Source organism: Methylophilus sp. 13 (assembly GCF_015354335.1).
Taxonomy (GTDB): Bacteria; Pseudomonadota; Gammaproteobacteria; order Burkholderiales; family Methylophilaceae; genus Methylophilus; species Methylophilus glucosoxydans.
In genome coordinates, this window is record NZ_JADKYR010000002.1 from 321,958 (window position 1) to 339,482 (window position 17,525).

The 17,525-nt window shown below is 51.0% G+C and carries 14 protein-coding genes; 10 read left to right on the forward strand and 4 right to left on the reverse strand.

What is annotated here, in order from left to right:
* The first annotated feature begins 47 nt into the window (after positions 1-47).
* From apbC to INP77_RS05705, 3 genes are all read left to right on the forward strand, one after another.
* Positions 48-1,136, forward strand: coding sequence for an iron-sulfur cluster carrier protein ApbC (gene apbC / locus INP77_RS05695; RefSeq protein WP_194747989.1), 1,089 nt, complete (start codon positions 48-50; stop codon positions 1,134-1,136).
* 22 nt (positions 1,137-1,158) lie between these two features.
* Entirely contained in the window at positions 1,159-1,722 is a 564-nt protein-coding gene (locus tag INP77_RS05700) for a DUF1003 domain-containing protein (protein ID WP_194747991.1), read from the forward strand.
* Positions 1,723-1,998: 276 nt separating this feature from the next.
* On the forward strand, positions 1,999-2,502 hold the full coding sequence (locus INP77_RS05705; protein ID WP_194747993.1) for a prepilin-type N-terminal cleavage/methylation domain-containing protein: 504 nt from the start codon (positions 1,999-2,001) through the stop codon (positions 2,500-2,502).
* 90 nt (positions 2,503-2,592) lie between these two features.
* Here the strand turns inward: INP77_RS05705 and pgl are convergent, their stop codons facing one another.
* On the reverse strand, positions 2,593-3,279 hold the full coding sequence (pgl, locus tag INP77_RS05710; protein WP_194747995.1) for a 6-phosphogluconolactonase: 687 nt from the start codon (positions 3,277-3,279) through the stop codon (positions 2,593-2,595).
* Between the two features lie 183 nt (positions 3,280-3,462).
* On the opposite strand from pgl, the gene gnd reads away from it, so the two are divergent.
* From gnd to INP77_RS05730, 4 genes are all read left to right on the forward strand, one after another.
* A complete protein-coding gene (gene gnd, locus INP77_RS05715) occupies positions 3,463-4,368 on the forward strand; it encodes a phosphogluconate dehydrogenase (NAD(+)-dependent, decarboxylating) (protein ID WP_194747997.1) in 906 nt (301 codons plus the stop codon).
* Between the two features lie 151 nt (positions 4,369-4,519).
* A complete protein-coding gene (zwf, locus tag INP77_RS05720) occupies positions 4,520-5,995 on the forward strand; it encodes a glucose-6-phosphate dehydrogenase (protein ID WP_194747999.1) in 1,476 nt (491 codons plus the stop codon).
* Positions 5,996-6,164: 169 nt separating this feature from the next.
* Positions 6,165-6,734, forward strand: coding sequence for a dCTP deaminase (dcd, locus tag INP77_RS05725; RefSeq protein ID WP_194748001.1), 570 nt, complete (start codon positions 6,165-6,167; stop codon positions 6,732-6,734).
* 102 nt (positions 6,735-6,836) lie between these two features.
* Complete coding sequence (locus INP77_RS05730; protein ID WP_194748003.1) at positions 6,837-9,083, forward strand: arginine/lysine/ornithine decarboxylase; 2,247 nt, start codon at positions 6,837-6,839, stop codon at positions 9,081-9,083.
* A gap of 936 nt (positions 9,084-10,019) precedes the next feature.
* Here the strand turns inward: INP77_RS05730 and INP77_RS05735 are convergent.
* Positions 10,020-10,502 (reverse strand): dihydrofolate reductase, encoded by a 483-nt coding sequence (locus INP77_RS05735; protein ID WP_194748005.1) that lies wholly within the window; start codon positions 10,500-10,502, stop codon positions 10,020-10,022.
* 11 nt (positions 10,503-10,513) lie between these two features.
* A complete protein-coding gene (locus INP77_RS05740) occupies positions 10,514-11,053 on the reverse strand; it encodes a peroxiredoxin (protein WP_194748007.1) in 540 nt (179 codons plus the stop codon).
* A 127-nt stretch (positions 11,054-11,180) separates the two neighbouring features.
* Between INP77_RS05740 and INP77_RS05745 the strand changes: the two genes are divergently transcribed.
* Positions 11,181-13,043, forward strand: a complete 1,863-nt coding sequence (locus INP77_RS05745; protein ID WP_194748009.1) for a tetratricopeptide repeat protein — start codon at positions 11,181-11,183, stop codon at positions 13,041-13,043.
* Here the strand turns inward: INP77_RS05745 and INP77_RS05750 are convergent.
* A complete protein-coding gene (locus INP77_RS05750) occupies positions 13,040-13,873 on the reverse strand; it encodes an HDOD domain-containing protein (RefSeq protein WP_194748011.1) in 834 nt (277 codons plus the stop codon). The genes INP77_RS05745 and INP77_RS05750 overlap by 4 nt on opposite strands.
* Positions 13,874-14,122: 249 nt before the next feature.
* Here INP77_RS05750 and map point away from each other — a divergent pair, with 249 nt between their 5' ends.
* Positions 14,123-14,917, forward strand: a complete 795-nt coding sequence (map, locus tag INP77_RS05755) for a type I methionyl aminopeptidase (RefSeq protein ID WP_194748013.1) — start codon at positions 14,123-14,125, stop codon at positions 14,915-14,917.
* 27 nt (positions 14,918-14,944) lie between these two features.
* Positions 14,945-17,521, forward strand: coding sequence for a [protein-PII] uridylyltransferase (locus INP77_RS05760; RefSeq protein WP_194748015.1), 2,577 nt, complete (start codon positions 14,945-14,947; stop codon positions 17,519-17,521).
* Positions 17,522-17,525 lie beyond the last annotated feature (4 nt).

The following is a 17,525-nucleotide window of genomic DNA, read 5'->3' on the forward strand; positions in this document are numbered from 1 at the left end:
AGAATTCCTGATTTAATTAGTCAGGCATTTCTGCGGGAATTCAAGGCATGGCCATCAGCGATATTGTGATTCAAAGCACGCTCAAACTGAGCATAGACCCCAATACTGGCAAGGACTTTGTCAGCAGCAAATCAATCAAAAACATACAAGTCAATGGCAATGATGTCAGCCTGGATGTGGTGCTAGGCTACCCTGCAGCGACACAACTGGACCTGATACGTGCACAAATTACCGAGGCATTAAAAAGCATTGCCGACATTGGCAAAATCACCGTCAATGTTGGCAGCCGCATTGTGGCGCATAGCGTGCAACGCGGCGTCAATTTGCTGCCTAATGTGAAAAACGTGATTGCCGTGGCCTCTGGCAAAGGCGGCGTCGGCAAATCCACCACGTCGGTCAACCTGGCACTGGCCTTGGCTGCTGAAGGCGCCACCGTCGGCTTGCTCGATGCGGATATTTACGGGCCTAGCCAGCCACAGATGCTAGGCATTTCTGGCCGCCCGGATAGCGCCGATGGCAAGAGCATAGAACCGATGCGTGCGCATGGCATCCAGGCCATGAGCATCGGCTTTCTGGTCGATACCGACACACCCATGGTGTGGCGCGGCCCGATGGTGACCGGCGCTCTGGAGCAATTGCTGCGCGATACACGTTGGCAGGATCTGGATTACTTGGTGATTGACCTGCCTCCTGGCACCGGCGACATCCAGCTGACTCTGGCACAAAAAATTCCGGTCACCGGCGCGATTATCGTCACCACCCCGCAAGACATCGCCCTGCTCGACGCGCGCAAGGGTCTGAAAATGTTCGAAAAAGTCGGCATCCCGATTTTAGGCATTGTTGAAAACATGAGTACGCACATCTGCTCCAACTGCGGCCATGAAGAGCATATTTTTGGCGCAGGCGGTGGCGCCTTGATGGCTAAAGACTACAACGTGGATTTGCTCGGCAGTTTGCCGCTGGATATCAATATCCGCATGCAAGCAGACGGCGGCCAGCCTACCGTAGTCGCCATGCCGGATGGCGCCATTGCAAAAACGTATAAAGAAATTGCACGCAAAGCAGCAAGCAAAATCGCCATTGCCAGCCTGGACCATAGCGCCAAGTTCCCCAACATCGTCATTCAAAATACATAATCAATCAAGCCGACAGACTGCAATGACCGCCAGTGAACATGAGATTGCAGAAACGCTGATCGGCAAGGATTATGACGCCATGGACGCGCATACCCAGCGCGTCGCCCGGCACCTGACCGAGCGCAGGCATGTGTCACGCAATACGGCAGATGAGAGTGACGGTAGCATGACCACCGCTCAACGGGCCGCCGATGCCGTAGCTCGTTTTGGCGGCTCCTGGACCTTTATTTTTGTGTTTGCCCTGGTGCTGATCGCCTGGGTCGTGCTGAACTCGGTCATTTTGCTCAAATATGACCGTGCGTTTGACCCCTATCCTTATATTCTGCTCAATCTGTTTTTGTCTATGCTGGCCTCGATACAAGCCCCCATCATCCTGATGTCGCAGAACCGGCAAGCAGAAATAGACCGCAAACATGCAGAGCATGACTATGAAGTGAACTTGAAAGCAGAACTGGAGATTTTGCTGCTGCATGAAAAAATGGATGGTTTGCGCGAGCAACAGTGGCAGGAGTTAATTTCACTTCAGCAGCAGCAAATCGTAATGCTCGAAAAACTACTCCAAGAAAAAACCATACCAACGAACTAAGCCCTACAAAGTGCAGTGATACCCCCTTTAATGTGGTTTTAAGGCGGGTTTAAAGCCTCCGTGATTCTCAAGCAACGCTTTTAACTACCTGCTCAACTGAGCGACTCTCGTCCATCCAAACGGCCGGTTAAAATGTATTTGTTATTCTTTTTATCACTTTAAAATGTATTTACTTTTGTTATCTTAGGCTTATTGCCATTCAAGCGAACTTTCGTTAGTGAGCACACCACCCGCTAATGCTTTCCAGCGATGTCGCAAACAACGCAACAAGCAATCATGAAGCATACTCACAAACCAAGGGCCGTCGCCAATAGGTATTTAACCGGGTTCACGCTGGTAGAACTGGTCACAACCATAGCCATTCTGGCTATTTTGGCCGCCACCGCTTTGCCCCGTTTTGCAAGTGTTGATAAAAACGCACGCATTGCCTCCCTTAACGCACTGGCTGGCTCCATAAAAAGCGCAATGCAAATGGCTCATGCGCAATGTTTTATCACAGCGGAATGTAACGTCCCTGACTGGTCAAACGAAGTCATTGCTTCTCCCGACGACCCTACGTTAAAAGCTATGTATAACGGCTATCCAACATCAAACATGGACGGCTCTCACATCAGTTTATGGATGACGTTTTCTGGTTTTCAAATGGACAGCAGCAATTTCTTATTTACTTCGTTTTATATTGCAAATACGCCCAACCCAGCCATGTGTAGTGTTAACTATCAATATGCCTTAAGCTTTGGCGCCCCACCCACGGTCACAGTCAATACATCAGGTTGTTAACACAGGCTGCAAATGAAAAACCCTCACAGAGGGATCTATGAGGGTATCTCGATGAGAGTTTTACAGCTTGCGTTTTTTATTGGTGCATTTTTATTTCAACACTACGCCAAAGCAATACACGTCCACCCCATTGGGTGATTGAATCAAGGTGGCCGGAATCGCTACACCTTCACGCCAGTTATCCACCGCCTCCTGCTTGCCCGCGCCCGTCACCAGAAACATGACCTCATGCGTATCGTTCAGCCGCTTTTGGCTAATCGTAATACGATCCGCGGGCGGTTTGGGCGAGTTAAACACCGGCACGGCATCAGCACTGTTATCCACGGCCTGTCCCGGGAATAGGCTGGCAGTATGCCCATCTTCACCCAGCCCCAAAATCACCAGATCAAAGGTGCGCACGCCTTTAAGGATCTCGCTATAAGCCAGCGCGCCAGCCACATTGCCAAGCTCGGCCGGAATATCATGAATCTGATTTTCAGGAATCGCCACATGGCTTAACCACGCATCGCGGGCCATTTTGCTGTTGCGATCCACATGATCGACTGGCAAACAACGGTCATCATTATGATAGACATGCCATTTGGACCAGTCGGCATCAGCTTTTGCCAATAACTGATACACCGCTTTGGGCGTACTGCCGCCTGCCAGCACAATCAGAAAACTGCCATGTTTGGCAATGGCGGCGTCGGCAGCCGCCAGAATTCTGTTAAGTGCTGCCTGGTTGATTTCTTCCTGGGATTGATACGTGTGCCAACGGGTTTGAGCATTCAAAGACATAGAAAACCTGTAAAAAACAATACAAAAAAGCTTGCGCAGCCTTTTAGACCGTGACTGCATTTGTTATAATTATAGCTGACTCGACATGATAATTCTGCAAAATTATCCGAAGCACTGATCGGGTTCATGCCATCCAAAAGATGGGTGTCTCTTAAACTATCCTCACACCATAGGAAAATCCGAATGAAATTAGCAATGATTGGCTTGGGCAAAATGGGCGGTAACATGGCTGCTCGCTTGCTGCGTCACAAAATTAACGTGGTTGGTTTTGACTTTAACACCGAATTCGTTAACAGACTGGTTAAAGAAGAAGGCCTGGAAGCAGCGACCTCCGTTGCGGATGCAGTTAGCAAACTCGAAGGCCAAAAAATTGTTTGGTTGATGTTGCCCGCTGGCGAAATCACCGAAAATCAAATCAAAGATTTGATCCCAATGCTGAACAAAGGCGACATCATCGTCGATGGCGGCAACTCAAACTACAAACATAGTCAGCGCCGTGGCGCAATGTTGGCCGAACATGGTATCGGCTTTATCGACTGTGGTACTTCCGGCGGCGTTTGGGGCCTGGATAACGGTTACTGCCTGATGTACGGCGGTGAAAAACAATATGCTGATGTATTGGCTCCATATGCACAGGCATTGACCCACGCGGATCGCGGCTGGGCACACGTTGGTCCTGTCGGTTCCGGTCACTTCACTAAAATGATCCACAACGGGATCGAATACGGCATGATGCAAGCCTTTGCTGAAGGTTTGGACCTGATCAAAGGTAAAGAAGAGTTCAACCTGGACTTGGCACAAATCACTGAACTGTGGCGTCATGGTTCTGTGGTACGCAGCTGGTTGCTCGACTTGACGGCTGAAGCACTCAAACAAGACCAAAGCCTGCAAGAAATTGCACCATACGTTGCTGACTCCGGTGAAGGCCGCTGGACCGTGGTTGAGGCGGTTGAGCAAGGTGTGGCAGCGCCAGTGTTGACCACTGCATTGCAAGCACGTTTCAGAAGCCAAGACTCAGAAGGCTATAGCTACAAGCTGCTGTCACTGATGCGTAATGCATTCGGTGGCCACTCAGTGAAAACCAAGTAAGTGATATAAGCCTCTCATCACGAGAGGCTTTTGCTTATTTGTTCATAGCCACATGCTGACACGACTAAGTTTAAGAACTTATTAGCGCTAGTCATAAACATATGGGAAAGGCCTGCCCTTTCCCGTTTACATTTTTATCTTAAGGTTAGAAATGACGAATAAAATTGATCCATGCACCCTGGTATTATTTGGCGCAAGTGGCAACCTGGCCCGCGTAAAATTGTATCCTGGTTTGTTCAGGCTAGACCTGCTGGGCCGCCTGCCTGATGACATGAAAATTATCGGCGTTGGCCGTCAAGTGGTTGATCTGGATGCCTGGCGTGCAGACATCAAATCCATGCTGGATACCAAATTCAAAAAAGGCTATGACCAGAAAGTCTTCGAGCGCTTTATCGCCCGTAACTTCTACCATGCCAACCCACCAACTGACCCAGACGCGTTCAACAAACTGAAAGCTACGCTGAGCGACGAAAAAGTATTTCCGCAGAACCTGGCTTACTTCCTGTCTGTACGTCCGGTAGACTTTGCACCAGTTGTTGAATCACTGGCCAATGTCGGTCTGACTCAGGAAGACAAATACTGGCGCCGCGTGGTGATCGAAAAACCATTCGGTACCGATCTGCCATCTGCCAAAGAACTGCAGGCTGCCATCACCAAGCACCTGAAAGAAAGCCAGATTTACCGTATCGACCACTACCTGGGCAAATCCGCGCTGCAAAACATCTTGCTGCAACGCTTTACCAATACCGTGTTAGAGCCGATCTGGAACAACCAGTACATTGACCACGTGCAAATCACCAACACCGAAATGCTGGGTGTAGGCGACCGTACGCAGTTCTACGACAGCACAGGTGCCCTGCGCGATATGTTGCAAAGCCATATTCTGCAAACCTTGGCACTGACCGCCATGGAGCTGCCAAAAGACCTGTCACCGGAAGGCGTACGTGACGCTAAAATCAAGTTGCTGGAGCAGATTCGTCCTATCCCAGTTAACGAGCTCGAGAAGCATGCTTTCCGCGCGCAATACAGTGCCGGTGAAATCAATGGCGAAAAAGTGCCTGGCTACCTCGAAGAGCTGGGCAACAATGACAGCGTGGTAGAAACCTATGCTGCCTTGAAACTGTTTATTGACAACCCACGCTGGAAAGGGGTGCCTTTCTACATCCGCACCGCCAAGCGCCTGCACGAAGCCGATACCCGTATTGCTATCCGTTTCAAAAAAGCGCCATTGCAAATCAATGACCAGGACCAAAACTGGCTCATCATCGGCATCCAGCCACGTGAGTGCATCAAGCTCGAAATCCAGTCCAAGATTCCTGGCCTGGATGTACAAACCCGTACCATCCAGCTGGATGCAGCCAACCGTTGGGACGCAGACGACTCCGTAGATGCTTACGAGGCCTTGCTGCTGAACCTGATGCAAGGTGACAACTCCAACTACCTGCATATTTCTGAAGCCGAAGCACAATGGCGCCTGGTGGATCCAGTGGTGAAAGCCTGGGCAGAAGACAAGCGTCCGGTCCATCAGTACCCTGCCGGTAGCCGCGATCCAATCGAGTCCAAAGTGATTTTTGAAGCGGAAGATCAATTCTGGCGCTACAGCATTGAATTGGGCGGCGATAAGTAAACCTTGGGGGCTCATGCCTCCTCGGTAGATTAATTCGCCTCAAAGCCAAAAAAATTTGCAAATTTAACTCTAATTGTTGTTATTATTTGCACTCACTAAAAGCGGAGTTTAAACTCCGCTTTTTTCTCTTTATTGCATGCGTTGATGACGCAAATGACTGGATATCGTAATGAGCATTAAGTCTGATAAATGGATACGCAGGATGGCTGAACAACACGGCATGATCGAGCCGTTCGAGCCCAGGCTGGTCCGCGAGGTGAATGGTCAAAAAATCGTGTCTTACGGCACCTCCTCTTACGGCTACGATATCCGTTGTGCGGATGAATTCCGCGTGTTCACCAACATCAATAGCACTATTGTCGACCCCAAGGCATTTGACCCACAGTCTTTTGTCGAGGTCTCAGGCAAAGGCTATTGCGTCATTCCTCCCAACTCGTTTGCACTGGCACGTACGGTCGAATATTTCCGCATCCCGCGTTCCGTGTTAACGATTTGCCTAGGCAAGTCTACTTACGCGCGCTGCGGCATTATTGTCAATGTGACACCGTTTGAACCTGAGTGGGAAGGCTATGTAACGCTGGAGTTTAGTAACACGACGCCGTTGCCAGCCAAGATTTATGCAGGTGAAGGTTGTGCACAAGTGCTGTTCCTGGAGTCTGATGAAGTCTGTGAAACCAGTTATAAAGACCGTGGTGGCAAATACCAAGGTCAAATTGGTGTCACATTACCAAAGATATAATCACACTCTTGAACACAATCAGAACATTTCACCACAGAGGCACAGGGTTAAGCGATGACTTTCCCTGTGCCTCTGTGTCTTAAGCGGTAAAAGGATTCCTTTATGAAATTTAGATTTCCCATTGTGATTATTGACGAAGATTTTCGCTCGGAAAACTCGTCTGGCCTGGGCATCCGGGTGTTGGCCAAAGCGATTGAAGACGAAGGTCTGGAGGTGCTTGGTGTGACCAGCTACGGCGACCTCACCTCTTTCGCGCAGCAGCAAAGCCGTGCCTCGGCGTTTATCCTGTCAATTGACGATGAGGAAATCGTTGAAGAGAAACCAGAAGCCATCGAGCAACTGCGTAATTTTGTACAGGAAATCCGTTACCGTAACGAAGAGATTCCGATCTTTTTGCATGGCGAGACCCGCACCAGCCGCCACATTCCAAACGATGTGCTGCGTGAGTTGCATGGCTTTATCCATATGAACGAGGATACGCCAGAGTTTGTGGCACGCCTGATTATCCGCGAAGCCAAGGCCTACCTGGACAGCCTGCCACCGCCCTTCTTCAAGGCGCTGACGCATTACGCGGCTGATGGTTCCTACTCCTGGCACTGCCCCGGTCACTCCGGTGGCGTCGCGTTTCTGAAATCACCGGTCGGCCAGATGTTCCACCAGTTTTTTGGCGAGAACATGCTACGTGCAGACGTCTGTAACGCCGTTGATGAGCTCGGTCAATTGCTGGATCATACCGGCCCGGTGGCTGCTTCCGAGCGCAATGCCGCGCGCATTTACAACTGTGATCACCTCTATTTTGTCACTAACGGCACCTCGACCTCGAACAAGATCGTCTGGAACTCCACCGTCGCGCCTGGTGACATCGTGGTGGTTGACCGTAACTGCCATAAATCCGTATTGCACTCCATCATCATGACCGGGGCCGTACCGGTATTCCTGATGCCAACGCGTAACCACTTTGGCATTATCGGCCCGATTCCGAAAAGCGAGTTTGCCTGGGAAAACATCCAGAAGAAAATCGAACGCAACCCGTTTGCCACCGACAAAAACGCCAAGCCACGCGTACTGACCATCACGCAATCCACCTATGACGGCGTGCTGTACAACGTTGAAGAAATCAAGGAAATGCTGGATGGCAAGATCGACACCCTGCACTTCGATGAAGCCTGGCTGCCACACGCGACCTTCCATGACTTTTATGGTGACTACCACGCGATTGGCGCAGACCGCCCACGCTGTAAAGAATCCATGGTGTTCTCCACCCAGTCCACGCACAAACTGCTGGCTGGCCTAAGCCAGGCCTCGCAAATTCTGGTACAGGATGCTGACCAGAACCGCCTAGACCGCGATGTGTTCAACGAAGCTTATCTGATGCACACCTCTACCAGCCCGCAATACTCGATTATTGCCAGCTGCGACGTGGCTGCCGCCATGATGGAAGCCCCTGGCGGTACCGCCCTGGTAGAAGAATCCCTCAAAGAAGCCCTGGACTTCCGCCGTGCCATGCGCAAGGTCGACGAAGAATGGGGCACTGACTGGTGGTTTAAAGTCTGGGGCCCGACTGATTTGTCAGAAGATGGCCTGGAAGAACGAGATGCCTGGATGCTGAAAGCCAATGAGCGCTGGCACGGCTTTGGCAACCTGGCCGAAGGCTTTAACATGCTGGACCCAATCAAAGCCACCATCATCACCCCCGGACTGGATGTAGATGGTGAATTCTCAGAAGAATTTGGCATCCCGGCGGCGATTGTGACCAAGTACCTGGCTGAACACGGCGTGATCGTCGAAAAAACCGGTCTCTACTCGTTCTTTATCATGTTTACCATCGGCATTACCAAAGGCCGCTGGAACACCATGGTTGCTGCATTACAACAGTTTAAAGACGACTACGACAAAAACCAGCCATTATGGAAAGTGTTGCCGGAATTTGTGCAGAAGCATCCACGCTACGAACGCGTCGGCCTCAAAGATTTGTGTACACAAATTCACGAAGTCTACAAAGCCAATGACGTCGCCCGCCTGACTACAGAAATGTATCTGTCTGACATGGTTCCAGCCATGAAACCGACGGACGCCTTCTCAAAAATGGCCCACCGCAAAATTGAGCGCGTGGCCATTGATGAACTCGAAGGCCGCGTGACTGCTGTGCTCTTAACCCCCTACCCACCAGGCATTCCGCTGCTGATTCCAGGTGAACGCTTTAACAAGGTCATTGTGAACTACCTCAAATTTGCACGCGAATTCAACGAGAAATTCCCCGGCTTTGAGACCGATAACCATGGTTTGGTGAAGCAAGTCGTGGATGGTAAAGCCGTGTATTACGTGGATTGTGTGCAGCAGGAAGATTAGCTCTTTAGCTTCACTCAGCTATTTTTTACTGAGCTTTCTTTTTTGTGAGCTTCAGCAAAGGCAACTTAATGGTTGCCTTTGCTATTTTACCGAGACCTCTGTTTCGCCTGTGAGCGAGTCACCTTTCTTTGCGTACATTGAACAAGGTTGTATTAGGCATTAACAGGATGGGTGAATGATTTATTTCGCCTTTTAGGCGACCGTTCTTTCTTATGCTTGTCCAGAAGAAAGAAGGCAAAGAACAAGACACCCTAGCTTCCGCTTGTTTCCTGCGTTGCTCGCCAAAACAAGCGGTCACGAAACTCGACCTGGCAGCTCACAAAATACGTGAGCTGCTGCGGGACTCGAACAGTCGCTCCCTTCTTCCTTGTTTTGGCTGCGCTACTCGGCGCGGCAGATAGGGGCCCGAAAACCCATGAGCGCCACCGTTTGTGGGCTAAAAAGAAAAGAATTTGAGTTTTTGATCGGTCCAAATTTCAACAGTGTGAGTTTGACGCGACAAATCCCATCCCATCACGCTGAGTAGCGCAGACGAAGTGGGGGATGTCGGCCATCGGCTGTTCGAGTTCCGCGGTGGCTTGCGTTTTGTGCAAGCCGCTAGGGCGAGTTTCGATGGACGCCCACTTTGTTAAGCAACACAAGGAAGCCGTAGGCCGTGATGGCTGGGTGCCCTCCTCTTTGGTTACTTTCTGTGGGACAAGCAACAGAAAGTAACTCGCCTACAGGCGAAAAAGAAAGGTGGAATTCCGTAAATATCTAAGAAGACTTGCAGCAAATTCAATACGCGCTCTTCAATTTTAATCAGATTAGTATTAACCTTGCATGAATTCGGCCTACGCCGGAATGACGAAAAACTGGACTAACTTGGATTGAGATTAAGCATCGAAAAAAGAATAACCTTATTCTTTTTTCGATGCATCAAGCCAAAGGCTTCTATCATCGCCGCTGATAAACCATATCACTATAATGCAAGCCATTCTCCGAGGTATGCCCTTCCTCACTCAACAATTCCCACTCATGCATCTCCATTTCCGGAAAAAACGCATCCCCGCCGACATGTGCATATACCCGCGTAATGTATAGCCGCGTGACATAAGGCAGGCCCTGTGCATACAACTCCGCGCCGCCAATCAGAAAGGGTTCTTCATCACCGGCACAGGCTGCAAGCGCTTGTGGCAGTGAATGTACAACCTTGGCCCCTTCAACCGCGTATTCAGTATCGCGAGTGACGACTACCGTGGTGCGTCCGGGCAACAAGCGACCCAGCGACTCATAGGTTTTGCGGCCCATAATAATGTGATGGCCCATGGTCAGTTGTTTGAAGCGCTTGAGGTCTTCGGGCAGGTGCCAGGGCAACTGATTATTGTGACCAATGACACGGTTGTCTGCATGGGCGACGATCAGGGAAAGGGCTTGCATGGTGATACTCACTAAAAAGCCGACAGGCGCTTGAGGTCGCGAATGATGGCCTCGCTATGCCCGTCAGGGTTGACGTTGCTGTAGGACTCGGCAACGACGCCTTGCGGGTCAACAATAAAGGTCATGCGCTTGGCAGCCTGGAAGACGACAAGGTTAAACAAGGCGCCATAGGCATCAGCCACCTGACCATTGCTGTCTGCCAGCAACGGAAAAGACAAGCGGTGTTTTTGCGCAAATGCGGCATGGCTGGCAACGGTATCGACACTGATACCTACCACCTCGGCACCCAGGGCATGGATCTGCTGGATATCATCCCTGAACTGGCAAGCTTCGCGCGTACAACCAGGCGTGTCATCTTTGGGATAAAAATAAAGCACCAGCCATTTACCCTGCCATTCGGAGAGTTGCCGCAGGTGTCCCTGGGCATCTGGCAGACTGAATGCCGGAGCTTTCATGCCGACGCTGACACGTGTAGAAGGCTGCTGATATTGGCGATAGCCCCAGACGGCTAACCAGAACAACAGGCCGTACATGATCAGTTTGATCAGCATTGAGTTTCCTTTCTTTAGGGTAAATGACATTCAGGTCGTTGACGCTGACAGCTGCTTATTGTACCTTAATCCGCCATCCATCCATTTAAGGTCGCCCGCAATCGCTTGAAGTGTTGCCAGTTATCCCATGAACAATGAAGCCATTGCAAAACTGCTGAAACTGATTGCTGCCGATCCGCAGAAGTGGGATGCCTATCAGAAGCTGGCAGGCCTAATGCTGCAAAATCAGGAGTTTCATGCGGCTGAGCAATATTTGCTGCAAGCGATCAGTCTGCGGCCTGACCTGCTGGAACTGCGGGTGCAGCTAGGCAACCTGCATATGCGCACACAACAGTTCAAGGCGGCGCATGAGTGCTACAAACAAGCCATTGCCCTGGATGCCAAACAGGCACAGCTTTATTACCTGGATGCACGCGCACTGAAAAACCTGGGCAGAACGCAAGAAGCCATTTTGCGCCTGCGTACCGCCATCAAGCTTGACCCGCAACGACTGCCCGCTTTTACCGAATGTACTGACCTGATGCTGCAACTGCAGCAAGTCGACCAGGCAGCCAATGTTTTACGACAGGCAGTGGCGGCACATCCGGAGCATGCCCATTTTCACTATCGTCTGGGGGTGTTATGCATGCAACTGCAACAGACAGGCGATGCGCTGCTATGTATGAACGAGGCGATCCGCATACAGCCTGACTTTGCCGATGCCTATCATCAGCGCGCCTTGATTCTGCAATCACAGGGCAAGCCACAAGAGGCCGTGCTAAGTTTTGATGAAGCTATCCGCTATCAACCAAATTTGCATTTACCGTACAACAACCGTGGCGTAGTGTTATGCCAACTGGGGAAGTACACTGAAGCGATTGCCGATTTCCGCCTGGCTTTGCAGTTGAACCCTGGGTATGCAGCTGCCCAATGCCACCTGGGCTTGGCGCTGTATGAAAACAGGCAGCACGATGAGGCTTACGCCTGCCTGGAGACGGCGCTTAAATTGGCGCCGAATCATGCACAAGCCAGATATACCATGAGTATGCTGCGATTGGCACGCGGAGAATTCGAAAACGGCTGGCCGCTGTATGCGGCGCGTTTTCAAGTGCTTGCGGACAAACACCGGCCAGATTTAAACTTGTTATGGTCATCGGCAGGCGCTCTGGTCGGCAAAACCATTCTGATCTGGGCCGAGCAGACGTTGAGCGACACTCTGCAATATTGCCGTTATCTGCCTATGGTTCAAGCCTGCAAACCTAACCATCTGGTATTAGCCGTCCCTGAGGCTTTATTTGACCTGTTTAATGAGTATTGGGCGCATGATGCAACGATTCTGGTCGTTTGCCAGGATGGACGTAGCCTGCCGCATTTTGACGTATTCTGCCCCATGCTGAGCTTGCCAGCGGTGTTTAACACGCAACTGGATACGATACCGGCCGGCTTGCCTTATCTGGGGGTAGAGGCACGCCACAGTGAACCCTGGCAACAATTACTGGGGCCTGGCCGTCGGTTGCGCATCGGGCTCAACTGGTGTGGCGAGGCGACGAACAAATATGATCAGTGGCGCAGTATTCCGCTCTTTCTGATGGCGCCTCTGCTGAATATGGAAGTCGAATGGCACAGCTTGCAAAAAGAGTTCAGGCGCGAAGACCATATCATGCTCAAACGGTTTCCCATGCTGGAATGTCATCACCCGGAATTAATAAACTTTACCGCCACTGCGGGGCTGATCATGCAAATGGATCTGGTGATATCAGTTGACACCGCCGTCGCGCATTTGGCTGCGGCCTTAGGCAAAGAGGTCTGGTTATTACTGCCGCAACATGCGCATTTCCGCTGGTTACAACAGCGCGAAGACAGTCCGTGGTATCCAGGCATGCGCCTGTTCAGACAGGGGGATGACGAAGCTTGGGAGCAAGTGATTGACCGGATACATCAGGCCGTCACCGATGTGCTGGCCCAGCGTCATGAGCGCCTGATCGCAAGCGAACAAGCCGCACAAGACTAATGTTGTGGCACGCCGACGATATGTTTGACGCGCTCAACATCAACATGCAGCAACTCGGCAATATCTTTGTAGTCATCGGGCAAGGCAGCATTATCCCAGCCGTCGGCAGAATGTCTGGCCAGATTCACGGCTAACTGCACATTACGCACCCTGGGCAGGTCTGCGCGCGCTTCGTCCATCAGGTCACTGAGCAATGGCGGCAAGTTAAAGACCTGCACCAGCTCGGCCTGTAACTCCAGCAATCTGAAACCCAGCACCTCTTGTTGAACGATCCGGCTACGCAAGGTTTTATCTGCATCCTGGCGCTGGCTGATTTCGCCCATCGCATCCGGGTTAAAGCACCACATGAGCATTTCGGCAAAATCATGCAGCGAGGCTGCCACCCTCACCTCTTCTGCGTGCAAATCCATCAAATGCGAGGCAAACTCTGCGGAAAAATAACCGGCACGGTGAGCCCGTATCATGAGCTTGAGCAAATCGATCAAGGCGGACATATGTTCATGCAACACATCCTCCACATGCGGAACGGTAGGAATCTGTGCGAAAAACGTGCCAGTACCCATCATGATAATTGCCTGCTCGACCTGCACCAGGTCCTGTAACTGATGACGGCTGCGATGATTATTGGCGTACGCCAACACCTTGAACATCATGAGCGGATCATTAATGACCACACGGGTAATGTCACGGGCGCCCGTTTCATCTTCACGCGCCTGTAATTGAGCGATCTCTCTGGCCGTCTGCCGCAAGACCGGAATCTCTGCCGCCTTAAAAAAAGCCACCCAATCTTTAACGGTGCGGTTGGCTCTTGCTTCGGTGAGTGTCACCATAAGTGTGCTCCAGCTAAAATCATGCCCGAGTATAAATCATTGCCATCAAGTGCCATGTCGGGATCAATTACACTAATGCCAGTCAGTTTCTTTTATGACTCAACTCTATTAACGGCGTTCTTGCGCATTCCTTGAGCGAAGTAGGCCAAACATCATGACTGCTATGTGTCTATGTTAGAATGTTGTTTTAGTTAATAATTCCGAAAGCCTGTCTGGAAAACGGATTAACGTAAGAGCGGTCACTCGTTTATGGCAATTGTTCTGCATACCCCCGAAGAAATTGAAAAAATGCGCATCGCAGGTCGTTTGGCCTCAGAAGTGCTGGATTACATCACACCGTTTGTCGTGGCGGGGGTGACCACCAACGAACTGGACCAGCTTTGCCATGATTACATCGTCAATGTACAGCAAGCGATCCCGGCCCCATTAAACTATGCACCAGATGGCCATGCACCCTACCCCAAGTCTATTTGCACCTCGATTAACCAGCAAATCTGCCATGGGGTCCCTAGCGAAAAAGAGCTTAAAAATGGTGATATCGTCAATCTGGACATCACAGTCATTAAAGACGGCTATCATGGCGATACGTCACGCATGTTTATGGTCGGCAGTGTCTCACCACAGGCCAAGCGGCTGTGCGACCTCACCTACCAAGCCATGTGGCGCGGCATAGAAAAGGTCAAGCCTGGTAACACGTTGGGCGATATTGGCTATGCGATTCAGTCATTTGCAGAAAAAAATGGCTACAGCATTGTGCGTGAATTCTGCGGACATGGCATCGGCAAAAAATTTCATTGCGAGCCCCAAGTGTTGCATTATGGCAAACCTGGGGCAGGTTTGACGCTCAAGCCTGGCATGATTTTTACCATCGAACCCATGATCAATGCTGGACGCCGCGACATCAAATTCATGCCGGATGGCTGGACCGTGGTCACCAAGGACCGTAGCTTGTCGGCACAATGGGAGCATACCGTACTCGTCACTGAAGAGGGCTTTGAAATCATGACCGTCTCAGCGGGTACGCCAGCCCGGCCCACGCTCTAAGGCACGCATGTCGATGGTCAGTCCCGCATGACAGTCATTGGCAAGGAACATCTCAAGCATTGGCGAGCGTCAGTACAACTGACACGTCAACAACTGGCCGATGCTTATCTGGCCAAGCCGCAAGCCAAACGCCTGCTACAACAACATACGCGCTCACTCGATCTACTGCTTAAACAGATTTGGCAGGCTTATGCCCTGCCAGACAGTGCTTGCCTGGTTGCGGTCGGCGGCTATGGCCGTGGCGATATGTTTCCCTACTCGGACATTGATTTGCTGATCCTGATGCCGGAAAACAGCGATGCTGCGCTACAGACGCTGGTTGAATCGCTGATTGGCACCTTGTGGGATATTGGTCTCAATATCGGTCATAGCGTGCGCAGCCTCAAAGAGTGCCTGGACGAAGCGCAGCTGGATGTGACCATCATGACCAACCTACTGGAAGCCCGCTGGCTGAGCGGAGACAAAAAAACTTTCCAGTCCCTGACGCAGTTACTGCATACACAGCTGGACCAAGCCCGTTTTTTTGCTGAAAAACTGCGTGAGCAACAAATCCGTCATGCCAAATTTCATGACACGGCTTACAACCTAGAACCCAATGTCAAAGAGAGTCCAGGCGGCCTCAGGGATTTGCATATGGTTCTTTGGGTCGCGCAAAGCCAGGGCTTGGGCAGTGATTGGAACGCGCTTGCCCAGGCGGGGTTATTAAGTCGGCATGAAGCCATTCAACTCAAAAAACACGAACGTTTGCTGCAAAACCTGCGCATCCGCCTGCACTTGATGGCCAAGCGCCGGGAAGACCGCCTGGTATTCGACTTTCAAAACACGCTGGCGGAGCAGATGGGCTATGAGACCAATCCGCAAAAACGTGCCAGCGAACAGTTAATGCAAGGCTTTTACCGGAGTGCCAAAGCGGTCATCATAGAAAATGAAGTCCTGCTCAAATTACTGCATGCACGCATTCAGCCAGAAACCAAGCCGCCGCAAGCATTAACAGAAGACTTTAGCCTGTCTCAGGGCTTGCTAAGTGCAAATGCGCCAGACCTGTTTCAACGCAAGCCAGAAACCATCTTGCAATGTTTTCAACTCCTGCAACAATACCCGGAAATTACCGGCTTTAGTGCGCCGCTCGTACGTGCATTGCAGGCGGCACAGCCGCTGATCAACCATCAATTCAGACAACGCGCCAATCACAAAGCCTTGTTCCTGCAAATTTTGCACAGCCGCGAAGGTGTGCACCGCAGCCTGCGGCGCATGAACCGTTATGGCATCCTCGGCCGCTATATCCCGGTATTTGGCCGCGTCATCGCACAAATGCAGCATGATCTGTTTCATGTGTATACGGTAGATGAGCACACGCTGAATGTCTTACGCAACCTCAGACGCTTTGCCAAACCCGATTTGAGACACGAATTTCCGCTGTGCAGCCAACTATTTAATGCATTCAGCCAGCCACATTTGCTCTATCTGGCGGCCATTTTTCACGACATTGCCAAAGGCCGTGGCGGCGATCATTCGCTGCTTGGCACCCTGGACGCGCGCCGATTCTGCAAACAACATGGCTTAAGCAAAACGGATACAGAGCTAGTCGCTTGGCTGGTTGAGGCACATCTAAAACTGTCCAGTACGGCACAAAAAAGTGATTTATCCGACCCCGATGTGATTGAAGCCTTTGCGCATCTGGTGGGGACAGAATATCGACTGACAGCGTTGTACTTACTGACGGTGGCCGACATTCGTGGCACCAGCCCGAATGTCTGGAATGCGTGGAAGGCCAAACTGCTCGAGAGCCTGTTTTTGCAAACGCGGCGAGTGCTGCAACAATCACTGAATACCGAAGCCCAGCTCAGCTTACGCAAACAGGAAGTGTTGCAGAAACTCAGCAGTTTCAACCTTAAAGAGTCTTCGGTGGCAGCCCTGTGGCAAGCCTTTGGCAATGGCTATTTCAGTCGTTTTGACAGTGATGAAATCGCCTGGCAAAGCCGATTACTGATTCCGCATCTCAATACCGAACAAGCCATTGTGCGTGCCCGGCTCAGCCCTAAAGGCGACGGCATTCAGGTGATGATCTACAGCCGAGATCAAAAAGAGATTTTTGCCCGTATCTGCCATTTTTTTGACAGCATGCAATACAACATTGTGCAGGCCAAGATTTATACCACCGCTCACGGCTACGCCCTGGATAACTTTATTGTGCTGGAACCTGAAACACGGCAGATCAGCTATAACGGCTTATTGAAGCATATTGAACAAGGGTTGAATACGCAATTGATCAGCCATGAGGCGATTCCCGCGCCAATTCGCGGCCGGGTCAGCAGGCAAGTCAAACATATGCCGATTAGCACGCAAGTGAGTTTTAAAGCCGTGCCCAATCCACAGGACGCAGACCAGCCTTTTCAACAGCTGGATATCATCGCCAATGACCGCCCAGGATTATTGGCCAGTATGGCGCTGATTTTTCAGCAACATGGCATTGCATTACATAATGCCAAAATCAACACCTTAGGCAACCGGGTAGAAGATAGTTTCTTGATCTCTGCGTGTAATAACGGCCTGCTTGATGCAACATCCATCACCAACTTGACGCAAGCACTCCATCAAATATAGCTGG

What these genes read in the sequence shown, in the direction of transcription:
- INP77_RS05760 (WP_194748015.1), top strand. Translation starts at nt 14,945, where the DNA reads ATGACAGTCATTGGCAAGGAACATCTCAAGCATTGGCGAGCGTCAGTA.
- INP77_RS05735 (WP_194748005.1), bottom strand. Translation starts at nt 10,502, where the DNA reads ATGCAAGCCCTTTCCCTGATCGTCGCCCATGCAGACAACCGTGTCATT.
- INP77_RS05750 (WP_194748011.1), bottom strand. Translation starts at nt 13,873, where the DNA reads ATGGTGACACTCACCGAAGCAAGAGCCAACCGCACCGTTAAAGATTGG.
- zwf (WP_194747999.1), top strand. Translation starts at nt 4,520, where the DNA reads ATGACGAATAAAATTGATCCATGCACCCTGGTATTATTTGGCGCAAGT.
- apbC (WP_194747989.1), top strand. Translation starts at nt 48, where the DNA reads ATGGCCATCAGCGATATTGTGATTCAAAGCACGCTCAAACTGAGCATA.
- INP77_RS05705 (WP_194747993.1), top strand. Translation starts at nt 1,999, where the DNA reads ATGAAGCATACTCACAAACCAAGGGCCGTCGCCAATAGGTATTTAACC.
- gnd (WP_194747997.1), top strand. Translation starts at nt 3,463, where the DNA reads ATGAAATTAGCAATGATTGGCTTGGGCAAAATGGGCGGTAACATGGCT.
- pgl (WP_194747995.1), bottom strand. Translation starts at nt 3,279, where the DNA reads ATGTCTTTGAATGCTCAAACCCGTTGGCACACGTATCAATCCCAGGAA.
- INP77_RS05745 (WP_194748009.1), top strand. Translation starts at nt 11,181, where the DNA reads ATGAACAATGAAGCCATTGCAAAACTGCTGAAACTGATTGCTGCCGAT.
- dcd (WP_194748001.1), top strand. Translation starts at nt 6,165, where the DNA reads ATGAGCATTAAGTCTGATAAATGGATACGCAGGATGGCTGAACAACAC.
- INP77_RS05740 (WP_194748007.1), bottom strand. Translation starts at nt 11,053, where the DNA reads ATGCTGATCAAACTGATCATGTACGGCCTGTTGTTCTGGTTAGCCGTC.
- INP77_RS05730 (WP_194748003.1), top strand. Translation starts at nt 6,837, where the DNA reads ATGAAATTTAGATTTCCCATTGTGATTATTGACGAAGATTTTCGCTCG.
- map (WP_194748013.1), top strand. Translation starts at nt 14,123, where the DNA reads ATGGCAATTGTTCTGCATACCCCCGAAGAAATTGAAAAAATGCGCATC.
- INP77_RS05700 (WP_194747991.1), top strand. Translation starts at nt 1,159, where the DNA reads ATGACCGCCAGTGAACATGAGATTGCAGAAACGCTGATCGGCAAGGAT.